The following is a 23,753-nucleotide window of genomic DNA, read 5'->3' as shown; positions in this document are numbered from 1 at the left end:
CGATGCGCCAACGGCGGCGCATGCGTCTTCGGGATAAAGGCGTCCACTGGTGCTTCGGCATCGTGGGCGCTTTTTTTTTTGGTTTTTTTTCAGGAGTGGTCATGGCGGATTTGTCGAGACGGCGTTTTTTGCAGGCCAGCGTGCTGGCGAGTGGTGCAATGCTGTTACCGGGTATCATGCAGGCCGCATGGGCGGCAGGCTCGGATAAACCGGAGCAGGAAACGGTGCGCATCGGGTTTATCCCGCTGACCGACTGCGCCCCGGTGGTTATCGCAGCGCTGAAAGGCTTTGATAAAAAATACGGTATTACCATCGTGCCCACCAAAGAGGCGAGCTGGGCGGCGGTGCGCGACAAGCTGGTGGCGGGAGAACTGGACGCCGCACACATTCTTTACGGCCTGCTGTACGGCCTGGAGCTGGGCATCGCCGGCAAGTCGCAGCAGATGGCTAACCTGATGACCCTCAACCAGAACGGTCAGGCCATCACGCTCTCCAGCGATTTGGCGGAGAAGGGCGTTCGCGATCTCGATGGGCTGAAAAAGCTGATTGGGCAGCAGGCGCCCGGCACCTACACCTTCGCGCACACCTTCCCGACCGGGACGCACGCCATGTGGCTGTACTACTGGCTGGCCAGCGCGGGCATTAACCCCTTTGACGACGTGCGCACGGTAGTGGTGCCGCCGCCGCAGATGGTGATGAACATGCGCGTTGGCAACATGGTCGGCTTTTGCGTCGGCGAGCCGTGGAACGCACGTGCCATCAACGACCGCATCGGTTTTACCGCCGCCACGTCGCAGTCCATCTGGGCCGATCATCCGGAAAAAATCCTCGGCACGCGTCGCGACTGGGTGGAGAAAAACCCGCACACCGCGCGGGCGCTGGTCAGCGCGGTGCTGGAGGCGGCGCGCTGGATCGAAGCCTCCCCGGAAAACAAGCGCGAGACCGCGAGGATCCTCTCCCGCCGGGCGTGGCTCAACTGCAAGGAACAGTATCTCACCGGCCGCATGCTCGGCGAGTACGACAACGGCCTGGGCCAGCGCTGGCAGGACGCGCACCCGATCCGCTTCTTCAACGAGGGGGCCGTCAGCTACCCATATCTCTCAGACGGCATGTGGTTCTTAACCCAGTTCCGCCGCTGGGGCTTGCTCAAATCCGCGCCGGACTACGCGGGTATTGCACAGCGCATTAACCAGACCGCGGTCTGGCAGGATGCCGCCACGGCGTTGGGGGGCATCAGCACACCGACTTCACCATTACGCAGCAGCACATTGATGGACGGCACCGTCTGGAACGGTACCGATCCGGAAGGATACGCCAGCCGTTTCGCTATTCACCGTAAAGGGGCCTGATTATGCAGCATCTGCAAAAGACGAATTCACACGAGACGCCGGAGAGTGGAGAGGTGTTTCTCCTGCCTTCGGTGCAGGTTCGCCGCCGTACGCCGACGTTTGCGCGTCGGATTAATGCGATCCTTCAGCGCATCATCCCGGCGTTTCTCGGTCTGGGACTGCTGGTGGTGCTCTGGCAGCTGGCGGCGATTAACAGCAAAGGTTTCCCGACGCCGCTCAGCACGCTCGATTCCGCCATCACCCTGTTTGCCGATCCGTTTTATCGCGACGGGCCAAACGACATGGGCATCGGCTGGAACGTGCTCGCCTCATTACAGCGCGTGGCGGTGGGGTTTGGCCTGGCCGCGCTCGCCGGGATCCCGCTCGGCTTCCTGATTGGTCGCTTCACCTTTTTCTCTCGCATGTTCGGCCCGCTGATCGCGCTGTTACGCCCGGTTAGCCCGCTGGCCTGGCTGCCCATCGGCCTGCTGCTGTTTCAGAAAGCGGAGCCCGCGTCGAGCTGGACCATTTTTATCTGCTCCATCTGGCCGATGGTGATCAACACCGCCGAAGGCGTGCGGTGTATTCCGCAGGACTACCTTAACGTCGCCCGGGTGCTGCAGCTTTCCGAGTGGACCATCATGCGCCGCATTCTCTTCCCGACGGTGCTGCCCGCGGTGCTGACCGGGGTGCGTCTGTCCATCGGCATCGCCTGGCTGGTGATCGTCGCCGCCGAGATGCTCACCGGCGGTTTAGGGATCGGCTTCTGGATCTGGAACGAGTGGAACAACCTCAACGTCGAAAACATTCTCATCGCCATCGTCATCATTGGCGTGGTCGGGTTGCTGCTGGAGCAGGGGCTGATGCTGATCGCCCGTCGCTTTAGCTGGCAGGAAAAATAAGGAGCGAACATGAAACCATTAATCCAGGTCCAGGCCGTGAGCCAGCGTTTTTCCACCGCCAGCGGCGAATTTCTGGCGCTGCAGAACGTCTCCTTTGATATCCATGAGGGCGAAACCGTCAGCCTGATTGGGCACTCCGGCTGCGGTAAATCGACGCTCCTTAACCTTATCGCTGGGATCACGCTGCCGACGGAAGGCGGGCTGATTTGCGACAACCGCGAAATTGCCGGGCCGGGCCCGGAGCGCGCGGTGGTATTCCAGAACCATTCGCTGCTGCCGTGGCTCACCTGCTTCGACAACGTGGCCCTGGCGGTCGATCACGTGTTTCGCCACAGCATGAGCAAGGCGGAGCGCCGGGAGTGGATTGAGCACAACCTCGACCGCGTGCAGATGGGGCACGCCCTGCACAAGCGCCCGGGGGAGATCTCCGGCGGCATGAAGCAGCGCGTCGGGATTGCCCGCGCGCTGGCGATGAAGCCGAAAGTCCTGCTGATGGATGAACCCTTCGGCGCGCTGGATGCGCTGACGCGCGCCCATCTGCAGGACTCGGTGATGCAGATCCAGCAGGCGCTGAACACCACCATCGTGCTGATTACCCACGACGTGGACGAGGCGGTGCTGCTCTCCGATCGCGTGCTGATGATGACCAACGGCCCGGCGGCGACCGTCGGGGAGATCCTGCACGTTGACCTGCCGCGCCCGCGCAACCGGGTGCAGCTGGCGGACGACAGCCGCTATCACCACATGCGCCAGCAGATCCTGCATTTCCTCTATGAAAAGCAGCCAAAAGCGGCGTAGCGAGGGGGCTTTGATGCGACTGGTCATTATCGGAAATGGCATGGCGGCCACGCGGCTGATTGCCTCGCTCACCGGGCGTGCTGCCGATCGTTTCGCAATTACCGTCATCGGTGATGAGCCGGAGCATGCCTATAACCGCATCCAGCTTTCGCCGGTGCTGGGCGGTGAAAAGCAGGCTGCAGACATCTGCCTTCAGGGTGACGAATGGTACCAGTCGCGCGGCGTGACGGTGCTGCGGGGCGAAAAGGCGCTCGCCGTGAACGTGGACGCGCGGGAAGTGCAAACCACCGCCCGCACGCTGGGCTGGGATGCGCTGGTGTATGCCACCGGATCAACGCCCTCTATTCCGCCAATTCCCGGCTGCGATGCGCCGCATGTCTTCACGTTCCGTACCCTGGCAGATACCCGGGCCATTCAGGCGATCGTCGGTCCGGCGGTGGTGCTGGGCGGCGGCGTGCTCGGGGTTGAGGCGGCGGCTGCGCTGGCGCGTTCAGGTGACGAGGTCACGCTTGTTCATCGCGGTCCGTGGCTGATGGAGCAGCAGCTGGATCGGCAGGCGGGAATGCTGCTGGAAGAGGCGCTGGCGGCGCGGGGCGTGCGCTGTGAGCTCGTCTCTGGCATCGCAGCGGTGAACGGAGATAGCGTGACGCTGCTTAACGGACGCAGTATCGCCGCCGCGCGCGTGGTGCTAGCGACCGGCGTGCAGCCCAGCGTCACGCTGGCGCAGGCCAGCGGCATTCGCTGCGCGCGCGGCATCGTGGTGGATCGCCAGATGCAAACCTCCGAGCCGGACGTCTACGCCATTGGCGAGTGCTGCGAAATTGACGGCCAGACGTTTGGCCTGGTCGCCCCCTGTCTGGCGCAGGCGGATATCCTTGCCGCCCGGCTGGCCGGAGACGTCACCGCGCCGTTTACCCTGACCGACAGCGGGATGCGCCTCAAGGTGACCGGCGTGGAGCTGTTCAGTCTCGGTCGCGCGGCAGTGCAGGAGGGCGACGTGGTCTGGAGCGCATGGGATCCGCTGACCCGTCACTATCGCCGTTTACTGATCAATCAAGAGGCGCTGGCTGGCGTACTGCTGATGGGCGACTGCCGCAGCGCGGCAACATTTACCGATTTACTGGCAACGGCTGCGCCCGCCCACGCGGACTGGCTGTTCGATCGTTTCACTACGCAACCGCAGGTTGCAGGACACAATGCTATGACAAAACCTACTCTGGTGGTGGTTGGGCACGGTATGGTCGGCCATCATTTCCTCGAAGATTGCGTGAACCGCAATCTGCATCAGCAGTATCAGATCGTTGTCTTTGGCGAGGAGCGCTATGCCGCCTACGACCGCGTGCATCTGTCGGAATATTTTGGCGGCCGCAGCGCGGCGTCGCTTTCGCTGGTGGAAGGGGATTTCTTTGTCGACAACGGCATTGAGCTGCGCCTGTCGCAGCAGGTCGTCGCTATCGATCGCGACGCGCGCGTGGTGCGCACCGCCAGCGGGCACGAAACCCACTGGGACAAGCTGGTGCTGGCGACCGGCTCATACCCGTTCGTGCCGCCCGTGCCGGGCAACGATTTGCCGGGCTGTTTTGTCTACCGCACCCTTGACGACCTGGACAACATTGCTGCACATGCGGCGGGCTCGCGCCGCGGCGTGGTGATTGGCGGCGGCCTGCTCGGGCTGGAGGCGGCGAATGCCCTGAAGCAGCTCGGGCTGGAAACCCACTTGGTTGAGTTTGCGCCCAACCTGATGGCGGTCCAGCTCGACAACGACGGCGCGGCGATGCTGCGCAAGAAAATTGAGGCGCTGGGCGTCGGCGTTCACACCAGTAAAGCGACAACGGAGATCGCCACGGCGGACAGCGGGCTGGTGCTGCGCTTTGCCGATGGCGAACAGCTGGAAACGGACATGGTGGTCTTTTCTGCCGGCATTCGTCCGCAGGACGCGCTGGCGCGCAGCAGCGGGCTGGCTATCGGCGAACGCGGCGGGATCTGCATTGACGACGGCTGTCGCACCTCCGATCCGGACGTGCTGGCCATTGGTGAATGCGCCCTGTGGGAGGGGAAAATCTTCGGGCTGGTTGCGCCCGGCTATCAGATGGCGCGGGTGGCCGCCGCCGCGCTGGCGGGAGAGGATAAAACCTTCACCGGCGCGGATATGAGTACTAAGCTCAAGCTGCTGGGCGTGGACGTGGCCTCGTTCGGCGACGCTCACGGGCGCACGCCGGGGGCGCTGAGCTATCAGTGGACGCACGGTCCGCAGCAAATCTACAAGAAAATCGTGGTCAGCCACGACGGCAAAACGCTGCTCGGCGGCGTGCTGGTGGGTGACGCCAGCGAATACGCCACGCTGGTGCAGATGATGCTTAACGGGATAGCCCTGCCAAAAGAGCCGGAAACGCTGATATTACCCGCGTCGTCAGGCAGCGCGCCAAAAGCGCTCGGCGTGGCGGCGCTGCCGGAAAGCGCGCAGATCTGTTCGTGTCATAACGTCAGCAAAGGCGATATCTGCCGGGCGGTGAGCGCGGGCGCGACGGATATCGGCGCCGTTAAGCAGTGCACCAAAGCGGCGACCGGCTGCGGGGGATGTAGCGCGCTGGTGAAGCAGGTGATGGAGTTCCAGCTGGCGGAGCAGGGCGTGGAGGTGAAAAAGGACATCTGCGAGCACTTCCCGTACTCGCGCCAGGAGATTTACCACCTCGTGCGCGTCAACCATATCCGCACCTTTGACCAGCTTATCAGCCGCTACGGACAGGGGCACGGATGTGAGATCTGCAAGCCGCTGGTGGGATCGGTGCTCGCCTCCTGCTGGAACGAGTATCTGCTGAAACCGGCACACCTGCCGCTGCAGGACACCAACGACCGCTACTTCGCCAACATCCAGAAGGACGGCACCTACTCCATCGTGCCGCGCATGCCCGCAGGGGAAGTGACCGCCGACGGGCTGATCGCCATCGGCCAGATTGCGAAACGCTACAGCCTGTACAGCAAAATTACCGGCGGACAGCGAATCGACCTTTTCGGCGCCACTCTGGAACAGTTGCCTGAGATCTGGCAGGCGCTGGTCGAGGCCGGGTTTGAAACCGGGCACGCTTACGGGAAATCCCTGCGCACGGTGAAATCCTGCGTCGGTTCAACCTGGTGCCGCTACGGGGTGCAGGACTCCACCGGCCTCGCGGTCAGGCTTGAGCACCGCTACAAGGGGCTGCGCGCGCCGCACAAAATCAAAATGGCGGTCTCCGGCTGCACCCGCGAGTGCGCGGAGGCGCAGAGCAAAGACGTGGGGGTGATTGCCACCGATAAAGGCTGGAACCTCTATCTGTGCGGCAACGGCGGGATGAAGCCGCGCCACGCGGATCTCTTCGCCAGCGATCTGGACGACGAAACGCTGATCCGCACCGTCGACCGTTTCCTGATGTTTTACATCCGCACGGCGGATCGCCTGCAGCGCACCAGCACCTGGATGGACAACCTTGAGGGTGGCCTCGACTATCTGCGCGAGGTGATCCTCAACGACAGCCTTGGCATCGCCCACGAGCTGGAGCAGGAGATGGCCCGGGTGGTGGAAACCTACCAGTGCGAATGGCAAACCACGCTCAGCAATCCCAACCGCCTGGCGCTGTTCCGCACGACGGTGAACGAGACCGCGCCGGATGAAAGCAAGCGCTGGCAGGAAATCTGCGGCATCGACGATATCCCCGAGCAGGCGGGCATCGGCGCGCGGCTTGGACGTAAGCCGATTGCGCTCTTCCGCTTTGGCAAAACCGTTTACGCCCTCGACGATCGGGAGCCGGGCGGCGAGGCGAACGTGCTTTCACGCGGCATTCTTGGCGATGCGTCGGGCGAGCCGGTGGTGATTTCACCGCTGTATAAGCAGCGCATTCGCCTGCGCGACGGCTGTCAGGTAGAGAACGGCGAACCCGCGGTGCGCGCCTGGCCGGTGAAAATTGAAAACGGCAAGGTATGGGTTGGCAGCGACGCCCTGGTAATGCGTGCGGAGGCTTCATGACGGAAACCCGGACAACGTGCCCCTACTGCGGGGTCGGCTGCGGCGTAGTTGCCAGCGTGGAAGGTGAAGCGGTCAGCGTTCGGGGAGATGAAACCCATCCTGCGAACCTGGGTCGCCTGTGCGTGAAAGGATCGGCCCTGGGGGAAACGACGGGGTTACAGGGGCGATTGCTGCGCCCCGCTGTTGACGGACTTGAGGTGGACTGGGCGCAGGCGCTGAACGCGGCGGGGGAGCGTCTGCGGGAGATTATCGACACATGGGGACCGCAGGCGGTGGCGTTTTACGCCTCCGGCCAGCTGTTGACCGAGGATTACTATGCCGCCAACAAGCTGATGAAAGGATTTATCGGTGCGGCAAACATCGATACTAACTCCCGGCTCTGTATGTCCTCGGCGGTGGTGGGCTACAAGCGCGCCTTTGGCGAAGACGTGGTGCCGTGCAGCTATGAGGATGTGGAAAACAGCGATCTGGTGGTGCTGGCTGGCTCGAACGCGGCCTGGACGCATCCGGTGCTCTATCAGCGGCTGGTGCAGGCGAAGCACGACAACCCGCAGATGAAGGTGGTGGTAATCGATCCCCGCAGAACAGCCACCTGTGATATTGCTGACCTGCATCTGGCGCTCGCCCCCGGCAGCGACTCCGGGCTGTTTGTCGGTCTGCTTAATGTGATTCAGGGAACGGATGAGTGGCCCGTTGAGCGCGTGGCGGCGTTTTGCGGCCTCTCGCCGCAGGATATTGGCACCTTTTACGACTGGTTTATGACGGCGCCCCGGGCCATCACGCTCTACACCATGGGGATCAACCAGTCCACCAGCGGCAGCGACAAGTGTAACGCCATCATTAACGTTCATCTTACCAGCGGGAAGTTCAACCGTCCGGGCTGCGGCCCGTTTTCGCTGACCGGACAGCCAAACGCGATGGGCGGACGGGAAGTTGGCGGACTGGCGAACCAGCTGGCGGCACACATGAACTTTGAGCCGGACGATCTTTCGCGGGTGGCGCGTTTCTGGGGAACGGAACGGCTGGCGCAGACGCCGGGCCTGATGGCGGTGGAGCTGTTTGACGCGATTGCCCGCGGTGAGGTGAAGGCGGTGTGGATTATGGGCACCAACCCTGCCGTGTCGCTCCCGGACAGCCACGCGGTGTGTCAGGCGCTGGCGGGCTGCCCGCTGGTGATGGTCTCTGAGGTGATGAACGATACCGACACCAGCCGGTTCGCCCATATCCGTTTTCCGGCTTTGGGCTGGGGAGAAAAGGACGGGACGGTGACCAATTCCGAGCGGCGCATTTCACGCCAGCGCGCGTTTCTGCCCGCGCCGGGCGAAGCGAAGCCGGACTGGTGGATCGTCGCGCAGATGGCGAAACGGCTGGGCTACGGCGAGGCCTTTGCCTGGCAACATCCGCACGAGATTTTTTGCGAACATGCGGCGCTGACGGCCTTTGAAAATGACGGCGCGCGGGCATTTAATCTTCATGAACTGGCTGCGCTAACCCGTGAGGAGTGGGATCAGCTTGAGCCTTATCAGTGGCCGACGGGGAATTTTCCGCGCCGAAACATCGTTCCCGTTAACCCTCTGTCGCACGGTGCGACGGTCAGCGCGTTGTACCCGCTGATTCTCAACTCCGGACGCATCCGCGATCAGTGGCATACAATGACGCGAACAGGATACGTGGCCAGACTGATGCAGCATATCGCCGAACCGTTTGTTGAGGTTTGCCCCGCAGACGCGGTTCGGTTTTCCCTGTGCGACGGCCAGCTGGCGCGCATCAGCTCGCCGCGCGGCGTGATGGTCGTCAGAGTACGAATCAATGACGGGATACGGGAAGGCGAGGCGTTTGCCCCGATGCACTGGAACGCTGAGTTTTCCCGCCAGGGAAAGGTGAATGCGCTGGTGGAAGGGCGCTGCGATCCGGTTTCTGGCCAGCCGGAGAGTAAACAAACCGCGGTCAGAATTCTGCCGTGGCAGCCCGCCTGGCAGGGGGAACTCTATGCCCGGGAATGGCCGGAAATGCCCTCTTCGGCTTACTGGTGGCGTAAAGCCTCACGCCTGACGGTGGCGGGCGATCAACCGCTGCTGTCGTGGGTAATGGATTACGCCGGCGTCCGGGGCTGGCAGCTGCACGTTGCGCAAACCGGCGAACGCAGCAGCGTGCTGGCCTGGCATGAAGGCCAGCTGATGCTGGGCTTCTGGGAGGGCACTGCGTTACCGGCGCTGGCGCATACGGTGATTGAAGCCGCTTTTCAATCCCCACCCGTGCTGGCCTCAGAACGTCACGCCTTGCTGAACGGACAGAGCGTCGGGAAGGAAGCGGATCCGGGACGCATCATCTGCAGCTGTTTCAGCGTCGGGGAGAATACGATACGGGAGGCGATCGTCGGAGGGTGTGATTCCATCAACGCGCTGGGGGCGACGCTGCGCTGTGGTACGAACTGTGGTTCCTGCGTGCCGGAGCTGAAAGGGCTGTTTCAGGATAATCCTGAAATGTCCGCCAGGACTGCATTTCAGGGCTTATCGCGTTAACATAATAAGAGTTTATTCATAAACACAGGTTCTTATTGACGACGTTGATGGCTGTATCGTCCCGCATTCGTTTGCTGTTTTTACTCCCCCTTCTTACGGTCGGAGCCGTTCACGGTGCGCCGAATTCCTTTATCCAGCAGGCACAAAATCCCTTTGATAATGACGGGGATAATCTGCCTGACCTCGGTATGGCCGCCCCAACCGGGGAGGGGGAAAAACACCTGGCCGAAATGGCGAAAGCCTTTGGTGAAGCCAGCATGACCGACAACGGCCTGACAACGGGCGAGCAGGCGCGTCAGTTTGCGTTTGGCCAGGTGCGCGACGCGGTGAGCGGCGAAGTGAACCAGCAGATTGAATCCTGGCTTTCGCCCTGGGGGAACGCCAGCGTGAACCTACTGGTGGATAACGATGGCAAATTTAACGGCAGCAGCGGGAGCTGGTTTATCCCCTGGAACGATAACAACCGTTATCTGAGCTGGAGCCAGCTTGGCCTGACCCAGCAGACGGATGGCCTGGTCAGTAACGCAGGAATTGGTCAGCGCTGGATCGCCGGGAAATGGCTGCTGGGTTACAACACCTTTTACGATAACCTCCTGGATGAAAATCTGCAGCGTGCCGGGCTGGGCGCGGAAGCGTGGGGGGAAAATCTGCGCCTGTCAGCGAACTATTATCAGCCCTTTGCCGGCTGGCGCGACCGCTCCGACGTCCAGGAGCAGCGTATGGCGCGCGGATATGACGTCACCGCTAAAGCCTGGCTGCCGTGGTTCCATCATCTGAATACCAGCGTGAGCTTCGAGCAATACTTTGGCGATAACGTCGATCTCTTCAACAGCGGAACGGGCTATCACAATCCGGTGGCGGTGAATCTGGGGCTTAACTATACCCCCGTTCCGCTGGTCACCCTGACCGCCGCGCACAAGCAGGGCGAAAGTGGCGAGAGCCAGAATAACCTTGGGCTGAAGCTCAACTATCGCTTTGGCGTGCCGCTGGTGAAGCAGCTTTCCGCCGGTGAAGTCGCCGCCACGCGCTCCCTGCGCGGAAGCCGCTACGACTCGCCGGAGCGCAATAGCCTGCCGGTGATGGAGTTCCGCCAGCGTAAAACGCTGTCCGTCTGGCTTGCAACGCCGCCGTGGGATCTGAAAGGGGGCGAGACCGTTATGCTGAAGCTTCAGGTTCGCAGCGCGAACGGCATTCGTCAGATCCACTGGCAGGGGGATACGCAGGCGCTGAGCCTGACGTCGCCGGCCAAAAGCAACAGCAGCGACGGCTGGAGTGTGATTATGCCTGCCTGGAATGACGGTGAAGGGGCAACAAACCGCTGGCACCTGTCGGCGGTGGTGGAAGATGAGAAAGGCCAGCGCGTCTCGTCCAATGAGATCGTGCTGACCGTCGTGCAGCCGCTGGTCGCATTGCCCGACAACGACCCGCGCTGGAAGCTTCTGCCGGAGGAGTAATCCTTAAAAAATGCGTTCCTGATGCACCCACACCGCGGCTTCAACGCGGGATTTTAGCTTCATTTTCTTCAGCATATGCTTCACGTGCACTTTAACCGTGCTTTCGGTGATGTCCAGGCGGCGGGCGATCATCTTGTTAGGCAGCCCCTGGGCAATGAGTTTGAGAATATCGCGCTCGCGCGGCGTTAACTGGCTGACGTCGCGGTCAGAGGTGGCGCGATTGGCGCGCAGGCTGGCGGCCAGCACCGGCGTTAAGGCTTCGCTGAGAACCATCTCGCCCGCCGCGGCCTGCTGCAGCGCCTTAAGCAAGTCTTCCGGCTCCATATCCTTGAGCAGATAACCATCCGCCCCTCGCTTCAGCGCCGTGACCACATCCTCTTCATGGTTCGACACGCTAAAGACGACGATGCGCCCGGAAAGCGATTTTTCCCGCAGCTTGTCGAGGGTTTCCAGACCGTTCATGCCGGGCATATTCAGATCGAGCAGGATCAGGTCGGGATCGAGGGATTCGGCAAGCTCAATGCCCTGTTCACCGTTGCTGGCTTCGCCCACCACGGTGATATCGGGTGCCATGCTGACCAGCTGTTTCACGCCAGTACGCAGCATCGGATGGTCGTCGATCAGCAGGATGGATGCCGGTTCCTGATTAGTCATGGGTTTCTCCTTGAGCAGTTGTAAGCGGTTTCTCGGGAATAAAGGTGACGACAACTTCCGTGCCGCCCGTCTCTCTCCGGCGAACCTGGCAATCACCGCGCAGGCTTTGGGCGCGGTCTCGCATAATAATTAAACCATAGTGGTTAGTGCGTTCGGCATTTTCCGGCACGCCGCGGCCGTTGTCGTGAACCGTCAGTTTGACCTGATTGTCGTGCTGGCTGACGGTGACCGTGACCGCTGTTGCTTCAGCGTGTTTAAGCACGTTGCTCAGCGCTTCGCGGGCGATCTGCAGCAGATGAATCGCCTGATGGGAAGGGACAAGCCGCGGCGGCAGCTGGTAATCCAGCTTCACCGGGAAGCCAAGTCGGGCGCTAAATTCCTGGCAACTGGATTCCAGCGCCGGGCGCAGCCCCGGCTCGGTCAGCTGCAGACGGAAGGTAGTCAGCAGCTCGCGCAGCTGTATCCAGGAGGTGTTCAGCTCGTTGCGGATCTGGCTCAGCAGCTGCTTGTTGCTTTCGGGCATCTCCGCATCCTGCATCTGCAGGCAGCTCACCTGCATTTTCATACAGGAGAGCGACTGGGCAATTGAGTCGTGAAGCTCGCGGGCGATGGTCGCGCGCTCTTCCATGACGATCAGCTGCTGCTGCTTTTCCTGATGCCTGTCGAGCGCCAGCGTGGCCGTGAGCTGTTCGACCAGCGTATCAACCAGCTGCTGCTGGTCGTGGCTCAGGTGACGCCCGGCTGGCAGCGTTGCCAGCAGAATACCGTACTGGGTGTGGCTGTCGGTCAGGCGCCACTTCAGGGTGGTGCCGCCGGACGTCAGAGGCGGCAGGCCGCGAGGGCAAAGATGGCAGCCTTTGTCATCGCAGGACATATCCGACTGACAGGTAAATTCCTGATGGTTATCTTCGTCTTCCACGTCGTAGACGCGCAGCTCAAGGTCGTGAAGGAGGGTCAGATTTTGCAGGCCGTTCAGCACCGGAGAGAGACGCTCGCAGAGCGGCACCTGCATGTGCAGACGACGGTTGGCCTGCCACAGGAAGGAGAGGATCTCGTTTTTCTGCTCCAGTCCGGCCGTTTTTTCCTGAACGCGCTGTTCCAGCACCGCGTAGCTCTCGGAGAGCTCTGCCGACATGGTGTTGAGCGCTTGGCCGAGCATGGCCATCTCGTTGCGCCCGCTGATGTGCGTGCGCTGGGTAAAATCGCGTGCGGTCACCGCGCGGGCCATTGCAAGCAGCTGTTTCCACGGGTTCAGCAGCCGCGCGCGGAGCCAGACGATGGTGAAGATCAGCAGTAGCCCCATAAACAGCGCCATTGCGCGGTGCACCATCACCACCCGGTCGATGCGTAATTCGGTTGTCTGGTCAAAAGCGGAGACCAGCGCATCAATACGTGAGACGAACCCCGCGACGTCTTGCGCAACGGTTTCTGTGCTTCGCGCCTGTTTCAGCCCGGGCTGCAGTTGGGTGTGCCAGTAGCCCTGAAGGGCGTTAAGCTGGGATTGCTGACCGGCGCGGATGGCGGCGTTTTCCAGCTCGGGGCTGAAGACCGTGCGCTCCATTTCATCAATCAGGGGCCGATCGTCCTGCGTCAGGGGGACCGACGCCAGCAGGCGATAACTCTGCATGCGTAGCGAGCCTGCCTCGTTGATGGCATGCGCATTACCCTGTACGCCCTGTACCAGCCAGCCGGAGATCGCCATGCCGGTCACGCCGATGGCGGTGGACAGCAAAACAATCAGAGCGAGCTGATTCACGAGCGTCAGCGGAGATAAACATCTTTTTAACATAGAGGTGGCGTGCTCCTGACGTGGCCTGCTTGCAGGAATGGCGCTATTCTGGTGCATACCCTGGAGTATACCCATACCAATAAAGGATTACCCCTAAATTGCCAACGGAGTAGGGGGAAGGAGGTGGAGGTAGCCAGGAACCTTCAGTGCCGTGAAAAACCACGTCTTTTTTACCGAATTTGCCTACTCACTAAGGATAAGACCTTTTTTTGCGCCGCAAATCCTCCCACTTTTCCTTTGATTTATATCAACTTACCGCCGCCCTAAAACCCTAATGTTTGCAGCATCATTCGAGAATCAGAGGTGTCTATGAGTCACTCATCCGCTCCCGAAAGGGAAAATGGTGCCGTTATTACTGACTGGCGTCCAGAGGATCCGGCGTTCTGGCAACAGCGCGGCCATCGTGTAGCTAGCCGGAATCTGTGGATTTCCGTGCCGTGCTTGTTATTAGCGTTTTGCGTATGGATGTTGTTTAGCGCGGTGGCGGTAAACCTGCCGAAAGTCGGCTTCACATTTACGACCGATCAGCTGTTCATGCTGACCGCGCTGCCGTCGCTGTCCGGCGCGCTGCTGCGTGTACCTTACGCGTTTATGGTGCCGGTGTTTGGCGGTCGTCGCTGGACGGCGTTCAGTACGGGCATCATGATCGTCCCCTGCGTGTGGCTCGGCTTCGCGGTGCAGGATACCTCTACGCCGTTTAGCGTATTTGTGATTATCTCCCTGCTGTGCGGTTTTGCGGGCGCGAACTTCGCCTCCAGCATGGCGAACATCAGCTTCTTCTTCCCGAAAGCGAAGCAGGGCGGCGCGCTGGGTATTAACGGCGGCCTGGGGAATATGGGCGTTAGCGTGATGCAGCTCATTGCCCCGCTGGCGATCTCGGTCTCCATTTTTGCGGCCTTTGGCGGCGGTGGCGTTGAGCAGGCGAATGGTTCTTATCTGTACCTGCAAAACGCAGCGTGGATTTGGGTGCCGTTCCTGGTGATCTTCACCCTCGCAGCCTGGTTCTTTATGAATGACCTGTCCGCGTCGAAAGCGTCTCTGAGCGAGCAGCTTCCGGTGCTGAAGCGTGGACACCTCTGGGTGATGGCGCTGCTGTATCTGGCAACCTTCGGTTCGTTTATCGGCTTCTCGGCGGGCTTCGCGATGCTGTCGAAAACGCAGTTCCCGGGCGTGCAGATCCTGCAGTTCGCCTTCTTCGGTCCATTTATTGGCGCCCTTGCTCGCTCGTTGGGCGGCATGGTCTCTGACCGCCTGGGCGGTACCCGCGTGACGCTGGTCAACTTCGTCGTGATGGCAGTCTTCTGCGCGCTGCTGTTCCTGACGCTGCCCGCCGACGGACAGGGTGGTAACTTCATCGCCTTCTTCGGCGTATTTATGGTGCTGTTCCTGACGGCCGGGCTGGGGAGTGCATCCACCTTCCAGATGATCTCCGTGATCTTCCGTAAGCTGACCATGGATCGCGTGAAGGCGCAGGGCGGGAGCGAAGAGCAGGCCATGCGCGAAGCGGCGACGGATACGGCCGCAGCGCTGGGCTTTATCTCTGCCATCGGCGCGATTGGCGGCTTCTTTATCCCGAAAGCGTTCGGTATCTCTCTGGATCTGACCGGCTCACCGGCCGGCGCCATGAAAGTTTTCCTCGTCTTCTATATCGCCTGCGTCGTGATTACGTGGCTGGTATATGGCCGTAATACCAAGAAAAATAAGTAAGTGTGATTATCCGTTTACGCGGCCTTCGGGCCGCGTTTTTTTTCAGCATAATAGTTACAACATACTTACGGCTTTTACGGCAGACGCCTGCGGCGGCACTGTGATCGCCATCGCTTTGCAGATGGGTCTACCCCTTAATACCTGAGATGTTAAATGTTGACTGGTTTTTTGTACGATAAATTAAAAATAACTATATATTTCATATTGATATAAATTTTTTGAAGATACCGCTTTGGTGGTATTTGGTATAACCCCTCCCCGAAAAGTCCCTCCTCGTCTTGATCGTTATCAATTCTCCCCCTCTTTCAGGGCGTTACCTTCGCTGCAAATCAGCAATGTCGATTTAGAGAGCCACAGGCTCCACACAGGAGATACCCGATGAGCAAATTTTTGGACCGGTTTCGCTACTTCAAACAGAAGGGCGAAACTTTTGCCGATGGGCACGGCCAGGTTCTGGATACCAACCGGGACTGGGAAGACGGTTACCGTCAGCGCTGGCAGCATGACAAAGTCGTCCGTTCGACCCACGGCGTGAACTGTACTGGCTCATGCAGCTGGAAGATTTTCGTAAAAAACGGTCTGGTGACCTGGGAAATGCAGCAGACCGACTATCCGCGCACCCGCCCGGATATGCCAAACCATGAACCGCGCGGCTGCCCGCGCGGTGCCAGCTACTCCTGGTATCTCTACAGCGCTAACCGTCTGAAATATCCGCTGATGCGCAAGCGTCTGATGAAAATGTGGCGTGAGGCGAAAGTGCAGCACAGCGATCCGGTGGATGCCTGGGCGTCCATCATAGAAGACGCTGACAAAGCAAAAAGCTTCAAGCAGGCTCGCGGTCGCGGTGGTTTCGTTCGCTCCTCATGGAAAGAGGTAAACGAGCTGATTGCCGCCTCCAACGTCTACACCGTTAAAACCTACGGTCCGGACCGCGTCGCGGGCTTCTCGCCGATCCCGGCGATGTCGATGGTCTCTTACGCTTCCGGCGCGCGCTATCTGTCACTTATCGGCGGTACCTGCCTGAGTTTCTACGACTGGTACTGCGACCTGCCGCCGGCGTCTCCGCAGACCTGGGGCGAGCAGACCGATGTGCCGGAATCCGCGGACTGGTACAACTCCAGCTACATCATCGCCTGGGGTTCAAACGTTCCTCAGACCCGTACGCCGGACGCGCACTTCTTTACTGAAGTCCGTTACAAAGGCACCAAAACCGTGGCGGTAACCCCTGACTACGCGGAAATCGCCAAGCTCTGCGATCTGTGGCTGGCACCGAAACAGGGTACCGACGCCGCGATGGCGATGGCGATGGGCCACGTCATGCTGCGCGAATTCCATCTTGATAAGCCAAGCCAGTACTTTACCGACTACGTTCGCCGCTACACCGATATGCCAATGCTGGTCATGCTGGAAGAGCGTGACGGGTACTATGCCGCAGGACGTACGCTGCGCGCAGCCGATCTGGTGGATTCGCTGGGCCAGGAAAATAATCCTGAGTGGAAAACCGTTGCCTATAACAGCAACGGCGAGCTGGTGGCGCCAAACGGCTCTATCGGCTTCCGCTGGGGCGAGAAGGGCAAGTGGAACCTTGAGCAACGTAACGGCACCACCGGCGAAGAGACTGAGCTGCGCCTCAGCATGCTGGGCAGCCAGGATGAGATCGCCGAGGTCGGGTTCCCGTACTTCGGCGGTGAAGGTTCCGAGCACTTCAACAAGGTTGAACTGAAAAACGTCCTGATGCACAAGCTGCCGGTTAAGCGCCTGCAGCTGGCCGACGGCTCTACCGCGCTTGTCACCACCGTTTATGACCTGACCATGGCGAACTACGGTCTGGAGCGCGGTCTGGGCGATGAAAACTGCGCAACCGGCTATGACGACGTGAAGGCCTACACTCCGGCCTGGGCGGAACAGATTACCGGCGTGCCTCGCGCGCACATTACCCGTATCGCACGTGAGTTTGCAGAAAACGCGGACAAGACGCACGGGCGTTCGATGATCATCGTCGGCGCGGGTCTGAACCACTGGTATCACCTCGATATGAACTATCGCGGTCTGATCAACATGCTGATCTTCTGCGGCTGCGTCGGTCAGAGCGGCGGCGGCTGGGCGCACTACGTCGGCCAGGAGAAACTGCGTCCGCAGACCGGCTGGCAGCCTCTGGCGTTTGCCCTCGACTGGCAGCGTCCGGCACGCCATATGAACAGCACCTCCTACTTCTATAACCACTCCAGCCAGTGGCGCTACGAAACGGTCACCGCGCAGGAGCTGCTCTCGCCGATGGCGGATAAATCCCGCTACAGCGGCCACCTGATTGACTTCAACGTGCGTGCGGAACGCATGGGCTGGCTCCCGTCGGCGCCGCAGCTGGGCACTAACCCGCTGCGCATTGCGGAAGCGGCGAAGCAGGCGGGCATGTCTCCGGTGGATTACACCGTGAAATCGCTGAAGGATGGCTCAATCCGCTTCGCGGCGGAACAGCCGGAGAACGGTAAAAACCACCCGCGCAACCTGTTCATCTGGCGCTCCAACCTGCTGGGCTCGTCCGGTAAAGGCCACGAGTACATGCTGAAATACCTGCTCGGTACCGAAAACGGCATCCAGGGGAAAGATCTTGGCAAGCAGGGCGGCGTGAAGCCGGAAGAGGTGGAGTGGAAAGACAACGGTCTCGACGGCAAGCTGGATCTGGTGGTGACGCTCGACTTCCGTCTGTCCAGCACCTGTCTGTACTCCGATATCGTGCTGCCAACCGCGACCTGGTACGAAAAAGACGACATGAATACCTCGGATATGCATCCGTTTATTCATCCGCTGTCTGCGGCCGTTGACCCGGCGTGGGAATCAAAAAGCGACTGGGATATCTACAAAGACATCGCGAAGAAATTCTCCGAAGTCTGCGTAGGGCACCTCGGCAAAGAGACCGACGTGGTGACGCTGCCAATCCAGCACGACTCCGCCGCCGAGCTGGCGCAGCCGCTGGACGTGAAGGACTGGAAAAAAGGCGAATGCGACCTGATCCCGGGCGTAACCGCGCCGCACATTATTCCGGTTGAACGCGACTACCCGGCAACCTACGAGCGCTTTACCTCTATCGGCCCGCTGATGGAGAAAATCGGTAACGGTGGGAAGGGGATCGCCTGGAACACCCAGAGCGAAATGGATCTGCTGCGCAAGCTCAACTACACCAAAGCGGACGGCCCGGCGAAAGGCCAGCCTATGCTGAACACGGCGATTGATGCGGCAGAGATGATCCTGACCCTGGCCCCGGAAACCAACGGCCACGTCGCGGTGAAAGCCTGGGCGGCGCTGAGCGAGTTTACCGGACGCGATCACACGCACCTGGCGAAGAATAAAGAGGAAGAGAAAATCCGCTTCCGCGATATTCAGGCCCAGCCGCGCAAGATTATCTCCAGCCCGACCTGGTCCGGCCTGGAAGATGAGCATGTGTCCTATAACGCGGGCTACACCAACGTTCACGAGCTGATCCCATGGCGCACCCTGTCCGGCCGTCAGTCGCTGTATCAGGATCACCAGTGGATGCGCGACTTCGGTGAAAGCCTGCTGGTTTACCGTCCGCCAATCGACACCCGCTCCGTGACCGCAGTTATGGGCGCGAAATCGAACGGTAACCCAGAGAAGGCGCTGAACTTCCTGACGCCGCACCAGAAGTGGGGTATCCACTCCACCTACAGCGACAACCTGCTGATGCTGACGCTGTCGCGCGGCGGTCCGATTGTCTGGATGAGCGAAACGGATGCCAAAGATCTGGGCATTGAAGATAACGACTGGATCGAAGTGTTCAACAGCAACGGTGCCCTGACGGCGCGTGCGGTGGTGAGCCAGCGCGTACCGGCCGGGATGACCATGATGTACCACGCTCAGGAACGTATCGTTAACCTGCCGGGGTCAGAGATCACCGAGCAGCGCGGCGGGATCCACAACTCCGTGACCCGCATTACGCCGAAGCCGACCCACATGATCGGTGGCTATGCGCAGCTGGCCTACGGCTTTAACTACTACGGCACCGTAGGATCGAACCGCGATGAGTTCGTGGTGGTACGTAAAATGAAGAATATTAACTGGTTAGACGGCGAAGGTAATGACCAGGTACAGGAGAGCGTAAAATGAAAATTCGTTCACAAGTCGGCATGGTGCTGAATCTGGATAAATGCATCGGCTGTCATACCTGCTCGGTCACCTGTAAAAACGTCTGGACCAGCCGCGAAGGTATGGAGTACGCCTGGTTCAACAACGTGGAAAGCAAGCCGGGCACCGGCTTCCCGACCGACTGGGAAAACCAGGAGAAGTGGAAGGGCGGCTGGATCCGCAAAATCAACGGCAAGCTGCAGCCGCGCATGGGCAACCGCGCGATGCTGCTGGGTAAAATCTTCGCTAACCCGCATCTGCCGGGCATCGACGATTACTACGAGCCGTTTGACTACGACTACCAGAACCTGCACAACGCGCCGGAAAGCAAGCACCAGCCGATCGCCCGTCCTCGCTCGCTGATCACCGGTCAGCGCATGGACAAGATCACCAGCGGTCCAAACTGGGAAGAGATTCTGGGCGGCGAGTTCGAGAAACGCGCCAAAGACCAGAACTTCGAGAATATGCAGAAGGCGATGTACGGCCAGTTCGAAAACACCTTCATGATGTATCTGCCGCGCCTGTGCGAACACTGCCTCAACCCGGCGTGCGTGGCGACCTGCCCGAGCGGCGCCATCTACAAGCGTGAAGAAGATGGTATCGTGCTGATCGACCAGGACAAGTGCCGTGGCTGGCGCATGTGCATCACCGGCTGCCCGTACAAAAAAATCTACTTCAACTGGAAGAGCGGTAAATCTGAGAAGTGCATCTTCTGCTACCCGCGTATTGAAGCCGGAATGCCGACCGTCTGCTCAGAAAGCTGCGTAGGCCGTATTCGCTACCTCGGCGTGCTGCTGTATGACGCGGACGCGATTGAAAACGCCGCGAGCACCGAGCACGAGAAAGATCTGTATCAGCGTCAGCTGGACGTGTTCCTCGATCCGAACGATCCGAAGGTGATTGAGCAGGCGCTGAAAGACGGCGTGCCGCAGAGCGTGATTGACGCGGCGCAGCAGTCACCGGTGTACAAAATGGCGATGGACTGGAAGCTCGCGCTGCCGCTGCATCCGGAATACCGCACCCTGCCGATGGTCTGGTACGTGCCGCCGCTGTCGCCAATTCAGTCTGCGGCTGACGCGGGCGAGCTGGGCAGCAACGGCATCCTGCCGGACGTGGAAAGCCTGCGTATCCCGGTTCAGTACCTGGCGAACCTGTTGACCGCAGGGGACACCCAGCCGGTCCTGCTCGCGCTGAAGCGTATGCTGGCGATGCGTCACTTCAAACGCGCGGAAACCGTAGACGGTGTGACCGATACCCGCGCGCTGGAAGAGGTCGGTCTGACCGAAGCGCAGGCGCAGGAGATGTACCGCTATCTGGCGATCGCTAACTACGAAGACCGTTTCGTGGTGCCGAGCAGCCACCGTGAGCTGGCTCGCGAAGCCTTCCCGGAGAAAAACGGCTGTGGCTTTACCTTTGGCGACGGCTGCCACGGGTCAGACAGCAAATTCAACCTGTTCAACAGCCGTCGCATCGATGCCATGGATGTGACCAGCAAAACGGAGCCGCACCAATGATTGAACTCGTCATTGTTTCGCGTCTGCTCGAGTACCCGGATGCTGCGCTTGCGCAGCATCAGCAGGAACTCTTTGATGCACTCGCGTCATCTGAAAACCTGGATAAAGACGATGCCCAGCGGCTTGGTGTTTTCCTCCGCGATCTGCTGGCGCGCGACCTTCTGGATGCCCAGTCGGACTACAGCCAGCTGTTTGACCGGGGTCGTGCGACCTCGCTGCTGCTGTTTGAACACGTTCACGGTGAATCCCGTGACCGCGGTCAGGCGATGGTGGACCTGATGGCCCAGTACGAACAGCACGGCCTGCAGCTCGACAGCCGCGAGCTGCCGGACCATCTCCCGCTGTATCTGGAGTACCTGGCGCAGCTGCCGAAAGAAGAGGCGCTGGGCGGTCTGCAGGACATCGCGCCGATCCTGGCGCTGCTCGGGGCGCGTCTTCAGCAGCGGGAGAGCCGCTATGCGGTGCTGTTCGATCTGCTGGTGAAGCTGGCCAACGCCTCGGTCGACAGTGAAAAAGTGGCGGAGAAAATTGCGGATGAAGCCCGCGATGATACGCCACAAGCGCTGGATGCGGTCTGGGAAGAAGAGCAGGTGAAATTCTTTGCTGACCAGAACTGCGGCGAGTCTGAAATCTCCGCTCACCAGCGTCGTTTTTCCGGCGCGGTTGCCCCGCAATATTTGAATATCTCTAACGGAGGACGGCACTAATGCACTTCCTGAATATGTTCTTCTTTGACATTTACCCGTATATCGCGGGCACCGTGTTCCTGGTGGGAAGCTGGCTGCGTTACGACTACGGCCAGTACACCTGGCGTGCGGCCTCCAGCCAGATGCTGGATCGCAAAGGGATGCATGTGGGCTCTAACCTGTTCCACATCGGTATTCTGGGGATTTTTGCCGGTCACTTCCTGGGGATGCTGACGCCGCACTGGATGTATGAAGCGTGGCTGCCGATTGAGGTGAAGCAGAAGATGGCGATGATCGCCGGCGGTGCCTGCGGCGTGATGACTCTGGTCGGTGGCCTGCTGCTGCTGAAACGTCGTCTGTTCAGCCCGCGCGTGCGTGCTACTACCACCGCAGCGGACATCCTGATCCTCTCCCTGCTGATGGTGCAGTGCGCGCTGGGCCTGCTGACCATTCCGTTCTCGGCACAGCACATGGACGGCAGCGAAATGATGAAGCTGGTCGGCTGGGCGCAGTCCGTGGTGACCTTCCACGGCGGAGCATCCGCGCACCTGGACGGCGTGGCGTTTATCTTCCGCGTTCACCTGGTGCTGGGGATGACGCTGTTTGTGCTGTTCCCGTTCTCTCGTCTGGTGCATATCTGGAGCGCGCCGGTGGAGTACCTTACGCGCAAATACCAGATTGTGCGCGCCCGTCGCTAATTCACCGTTTTGACACTCACCCCGCACTCGCGGGGTTTTTTTTCGCCCCAGCCCAGGTTATTGCCCGCGGCAGCAAACAGGATCAGCGCGCCGCCAGCGAGCTGCGTCAGGTTCAGCGAGTGTCCGAACACCAGATTATCGACAACGATCGCCACCACCGGATAGATAAACGACAGGGAGCCGGTAATGGGCGTAGGCAGCTTCTGGATCGCGCTGTAGAGCAGCTGGTACATAATGCCGGTATGGACGATGCCCAGCGTCAGCAGGATCGACCAGGGGAAATCACCGGAAAATGACGGCATGCTGGCAAACGGCAAAAGTATCACGACGCCCGTCAGCACCTGGATAAAGGCAATATGCTGCGGCGCAACGGATCTGAGCTTGCGGGCAATAATGGCCGTGACCGCATAGAAGAAAGCCGCGGCCATCGCCAGGCCGATTCCGGCGAGCCATTCACTGCCGTGCGCGCCGGTCAGCTCGCTGGAGAGCAAGATCACCACGCCGCCGAAGGCGAGGAACAGCCAGCCCCATTTCACGAGGCTGACGCGTTCACCTAAAAACATTCCCATCAGGACCAGCATAAACGGCTGGGTGTTATAGACCACCGTCGAAAGACCAATGGAGATCCGCTCATAGGCTGCGAAGAGCAGCAGCCAGTTCACTACGAGCGCTACGCCACCGAGAATGGCCAGCAGGAGCGTGGTGCGGGTGAGGGGACTGAAGGGCTTTTGACTTACCCGGATAAAAATAAAAAGCGCCATTGCCCCGATAAGACAGCGCCAGAACACCACTTCCGTCACCGGCAGACCGCTGAGTAAAACAAACGCACCGATAGAGCCGGAAATTAACATCGCCAGGCTCATTTGCCAGACGCCTTTATGGAAATCACGCATTATCCACCTCCTGATTGTATGACGCTATTGTCGAAAATAGCTGTCGGGTTTTACAGGGATGAGATAAGGTGAAATGCAGTGATGGCTTTTTAAAATTAGGTGAAAAGGATGGAATACCTTCTCGATGATATCGACCGACAAATTTTAGCCTGTCTGGTCGAAGATGCGCGCATGTCTTTGAAGGTGCTCAGCGGACGCATCGGTCTGACTTCCCCCAGCACGGCAGAACGCCTGAAAAGGCTGGAAGAGCGCGGTGTGATTCAGGGGTATGGCGCACGGGTGAATCTGGCGGCGCTGGGGTATACGCTTCAGGCGCTGGTGCGCGTGCGGCCTTTGCCGGGGTTGTTGCATAAGGTGGATAAATACATTCAGGCGATGCCGGAGTGTATTGAGAGCGACAAAGTCACCGGGGAAGATTGCTTTGTGATTAGGCTGGTGGTGCGATCGATAGAGCAGCTGGATGGGTTGCTGGACGGCCTGGCGGAGCATGCCCAGTGCAATACGTCGATTGTGAAGAGTTCGCCGGTGAAGCGTCGTTTGCCGCCGATGTAGGCTTCTGGTTTCTGTTTACGGGTGGCGGCTGCGCCTTACCCGGCCTACAAAGGCTTCCTCGTTACAGAAATGCATGATGCCTGGTGCAAAAAGGAGATTCAGAGTCATTTGAAAGT

15 protein-coding genes are annotated in these 23,753 nt (G+C 60.1%); 12 read left to right on the top strand and 3 right to left on the bottom strand.

Translation table 11 applies throughout. From position 1 onward, the window contains the following. Nucleotides 1-101: 101 nt before the first annotated feature. The 6 genes from ADJ24_RS12115 to ADJ24_RS12090 are packed head-to-tail and all read left to right on the top strand — an operon-like array spanning nt 102 to nt 11,004. On the top strand, nt 102-1,349 hold the full coding sequence (locus tag ADJ24_RS12115) for a CmpA/NrtA family ABC transporter substrate-binding protein (RefSeq protein ID WP_023312117.1): 1,248 nt from the start codon (nt 102-104) through the stop codon (nt 1,347-1,349). Nucleotides 1,350-1,351: 2 nt separating this feature from the next. Then, complete coding sequence (gene ntrB, locus ADJ24_RS12110) at nt 1,352-2,230, top strand: nitrate ABC transporter permease (protein WP_023312116.1); 879 nt, start codon at nt 1,352-1,354, stop codon at nt 2,228-2,230. Between the two features lie 9 nt (nt 2,231-2,239). Next, nucleotides 2,240-3,028: an ABC transporter ATP-binding protein gene (locus ADJ24_RS12105; protein WP_021240347.1), complete on the top strand. Its 789-nt coding sequence runs from the start codon at nt 2,240-2,242 to the stop codon at nt 3,026-3,028. A gap of 13 nt (nt 3,029-3,041) precedes the next feature. Further along, entirely contained in the window at nt 3,042-7,028 is a 3,987-nt protein-coding gene (gene nirB, locus ADJ24_RS12100) for a nitrite reductase large subunit NirB (protein WP_023312115.1), read from the top strand. Continuing rightward, nucleotides 7,025-9,550, top strand: a complete 2,526-nt coding sequence (locus ADJ24_RS12095) for a nitrate reductase (RefSeq protein ID WP_023312114.1) — start codon at nt 7,025-7,027, stop codon at nt 9,548-9,550. Before nirB ends, ADJ24_RS12095 begins: the two co-directional genes overlap by 4 nt. Before the next feature lie 47 nt (nt 9,551-9,597). Next, nucleotides 9,598-11,004, top strand: coding sequence for a YchO/YchP family invasin (locus ADJ24_RS12090; RefSeq protein ID WP_023312113.1), 1,407 nt, complete (start codon nt 9,598-9,600; stop codon nt 11,002-11,004). Between the two features lie 3 nt (nt 11,005-11,007). Here ADJ24_RS12090 and narL read toward each other — a convergent pair whose 3' ends face one another. Both narL and narX read right to left on the bottom strand, forming a co-directional pair. Continuing rightward, entirely contained in the window at nt 11,008-11,658 is a 651-nt protein-coding gene (gene narL, locus ADJ24_RS12085) for a two-component system response regulator NarL (RefSeq protein ID WP_008499531.1), read from the bottom strand. Continuing rightward, entirely contained in the window at nt 11,651-13,447 is a 1,797-nt protein-coding gene (narX, locus tag ADJ24_RS12080) for a nitrate/nitrite two-component system sensor histidine kinase NarX (protein ID WP_023312112.1), read from the bottom strand. The genes narL and narX overlap by 8 nt, the downstream gene beginning before the upstream one ends. A gap of 309 nt (nt 13,448-13,756) precedes the next feature. Here narX and ADJ24_RS12075 point away from each other — a divergent pair, with 309 nt between their 5' ends. The 5 genes from ADJ24_RS12075 (at nt 13,757) to narI (ending at nt 22,192) form a co-directional block, all read left to right on the top strand. After that, nucleotides 13,757-15,154 (top strand): NarK family nitrate/nitrite MFS transporter, encoded by a 1,398-nt coding sequence (locus ADJ24_RS12075; RefSeq protein ID WP_023312111.1) that lies wholly within the window; start codon nt 13,757-13,759, stop codon nt 15,152-15,154. A gap of 378 nt (nt 15,155-15,532) precedes the next feature. After that, nucleotides 15,533-19,276: a nitrate reductase subunit alpha gene (locus tag ADJ24_RS12070; RefSeq protein ID WP_023312110.1), complete on the top strand. Its 3,744-nt coding sequence runs from the start codon at nt 15,533-15,535 to the stop codon at nt 19,274-19,276. Next, a complete protein-coding gene (gene narH / locus ADJ24_RS12065; protein WP_023312109.1) occupies nt 19,273-20,808 on the top strand; it encodes a nitrate reductase subunit beta in 1,536 nt (511 codons plus the stop codon). The genes ADJ24_RS12070 and narH overlap by 4 nt, the downstream gene beginning before the upstream one ends. After that, the gene (gene narJ / locus ADJ24_RS12060) at nt 20,805-21,515 is read left to right on the top strand and encodes a nitrate reductase molybdenum cofactor assembly chaperone (RefSeq protein WP_023312108.1); all 711 of its coding nucleotides are present in this window, start codon (nt 20,805-20,807) and stop codon (nt 21,513-21,515) included. The genes narH and narJ overlap by 4 nt, the downstream gene beginning before the upstream one ends. Then, nucleotides 21,515-22,192 carry a respiratory nitrate reductase subunit gamma gene (narI, locus tag ADJ24_RS12055; RefSeq protein WP_023312107.1) on the top strand — a complete coding sequence of 226 codons (678 nt, stop codon included), beginning with the start codon at nt 21,515-21,517 and terminating at the stop codon, nt 22,190-22,192. Before narJ ends, narI begins: the two co-directional genes overlap by 1 nt. Here the strand turns inward: narI and ADJ24_RS12050 are convergent. Next, a complete protein-coding gene (locus ADJ24_RS12050) occupies nt 22,189-23,085 on the bottom strand; it encodes a DMT family transporter (RefSeq protein WP_023312106.1) in 897 nt (298 codons plus the stop codon). The genes narI and ADJ24_RS12050 overlap by 4 nt on opposite strands. Before the next feature lie 108 nt (nt 23,086-23,193). Between ADJ24_RS12050 and ADJ24_RS12045 the strand changes: the two genes are divergently transcribed. After that, complete coding sequence (locus tag ADJ24_RS12045) at nt 23,194-23,637, top strand: Lrp/AsnC family transcriptional regulator (protein WP_023312105.1); 444 nt, start codon at nt 23,194-23,196, stop codon at nt 23,635-23,637. Nucleotides 23,638-23,753 lie beyond the last annotated feature (116 nt).

This window comes from Enterobacter sp. 940_PEND, from assembly GCF_001059415.1.
GTDB lineage: Bacteria > Pseudomonadota > Gammaproteobacteria > Enterobacterales > Enterobacteriaceae > Enterobacter > Enterobacter cloacae_M.
Note: the sequence above shows the minus strand (reverse complement) of the source record. Positions and strands in the feature narration are given on the sequence as shown.

Excerpts from the sequence above, each read along its gene's own strand:
- ADJ24_RS12115 (WP_023312117.1), top strand. The coding sequence starts at position 102 with ATGGCGGATTTGTCGAGACGGCGTTTTTTGCAGGCCAGCGTGCTGGCG.
- ntrB (WP_023312116.1), top strand. The coding sequence starts at position 1,352 with ATGCAGCATCTGCAAAAGACGAATTCACACGAGACGCCGGAGAGTGGA.
- ADJ24_RS12105 (WP_021240347.1), top strand. The coding sequence starts at position 2,240 with ATGAAACCATTAATCCAGGTCCAGGCCGTGAGCCAGCGTTTTTCCACC.
- nirB (WP_023312115.1), top strand. The coding sequence starts at position 3,042 with ATGCGACTGGTCATTATCGGAAATGGCATGGCGGCCACGCGGCTGATT.
- ADJ24_RS12095 (WP_023312114.1), top strand. The coding sequence starts at position 7,025 with ATGACGGAAACCCGGACAACGTGCCCCTACTGCGGGGTCGGCTGCGGC.
- ADJ24_RS12090 (WP_023312113.1), top strand. The coding sequence starts at position 9,598 with ATGGCTGTATCGTCCCGCATTCGTTTGCTGTTTTTACTCCCCCTTCTT.
- narL (WP_008499531.1), bottom strand. The coding sequence starts at position 11,658 with ATGACTAATCAGGAACCGGCATCCATCCTGCTGATCGACGACCATCCG.
- narX (WP_023312112.1), bottom strand. The coding sequence starts at position 13,447 with ATGTTAAAAAGATGTTTATCTCCGCTGACGCTCGTGAATCAGCTCGCT.
- ADJ24_RS12075 (WP_023312111.1), top strand. The coding sequence starts at position 13,757 with ATGAGTCACTCATCCGCTCCCGAAAGGGAAAATGGTGCCGTTATTACT.
- ADJ24_RS12070 (WP_023312110.1), top strand. The coding sequence starts at position 15,533 with ATGAGCAAATTTTTGGACCGGTTTCGCTACTTCAAACAGAAGGGCGAA.
- narH (WP_023312109.1), top strand. The coding sequence starts at position 19,273 with ATGAAAATTCGTTCACAAGTCGGCATGGTGCTGAATCTGGATAAATGC.
- narJ (WP_023312108.1), top strand. The coding sequence starts at position 20,805 with ATGATTGAACTCGTCATTGTTTCGCGTCTGCTCGAGTACCCGGATGCT.
- narI (WP_023312107.1), top strand. The coding sequence starts at position 21,515 with ATGCACTTCCTGAATATGTTCTTCTTTGACATTTACCCGTATATCGCG.
- ADJ24_RS12050 (WP_023312106.1), bottom strand. The coding sequence starts at position 23,085 with ATGCGTGATTTCCATAAAGGCGTCTGGCAAATGAGCCTGGCGATGTTA.
- ADJ24_RS12045 (WP_023312105.1), top strand. The coding sequence starts at position 23,194 with ATGGAATACCTTCTCGATGATATCGACCGACAAATTTTAGCCTGTCTG.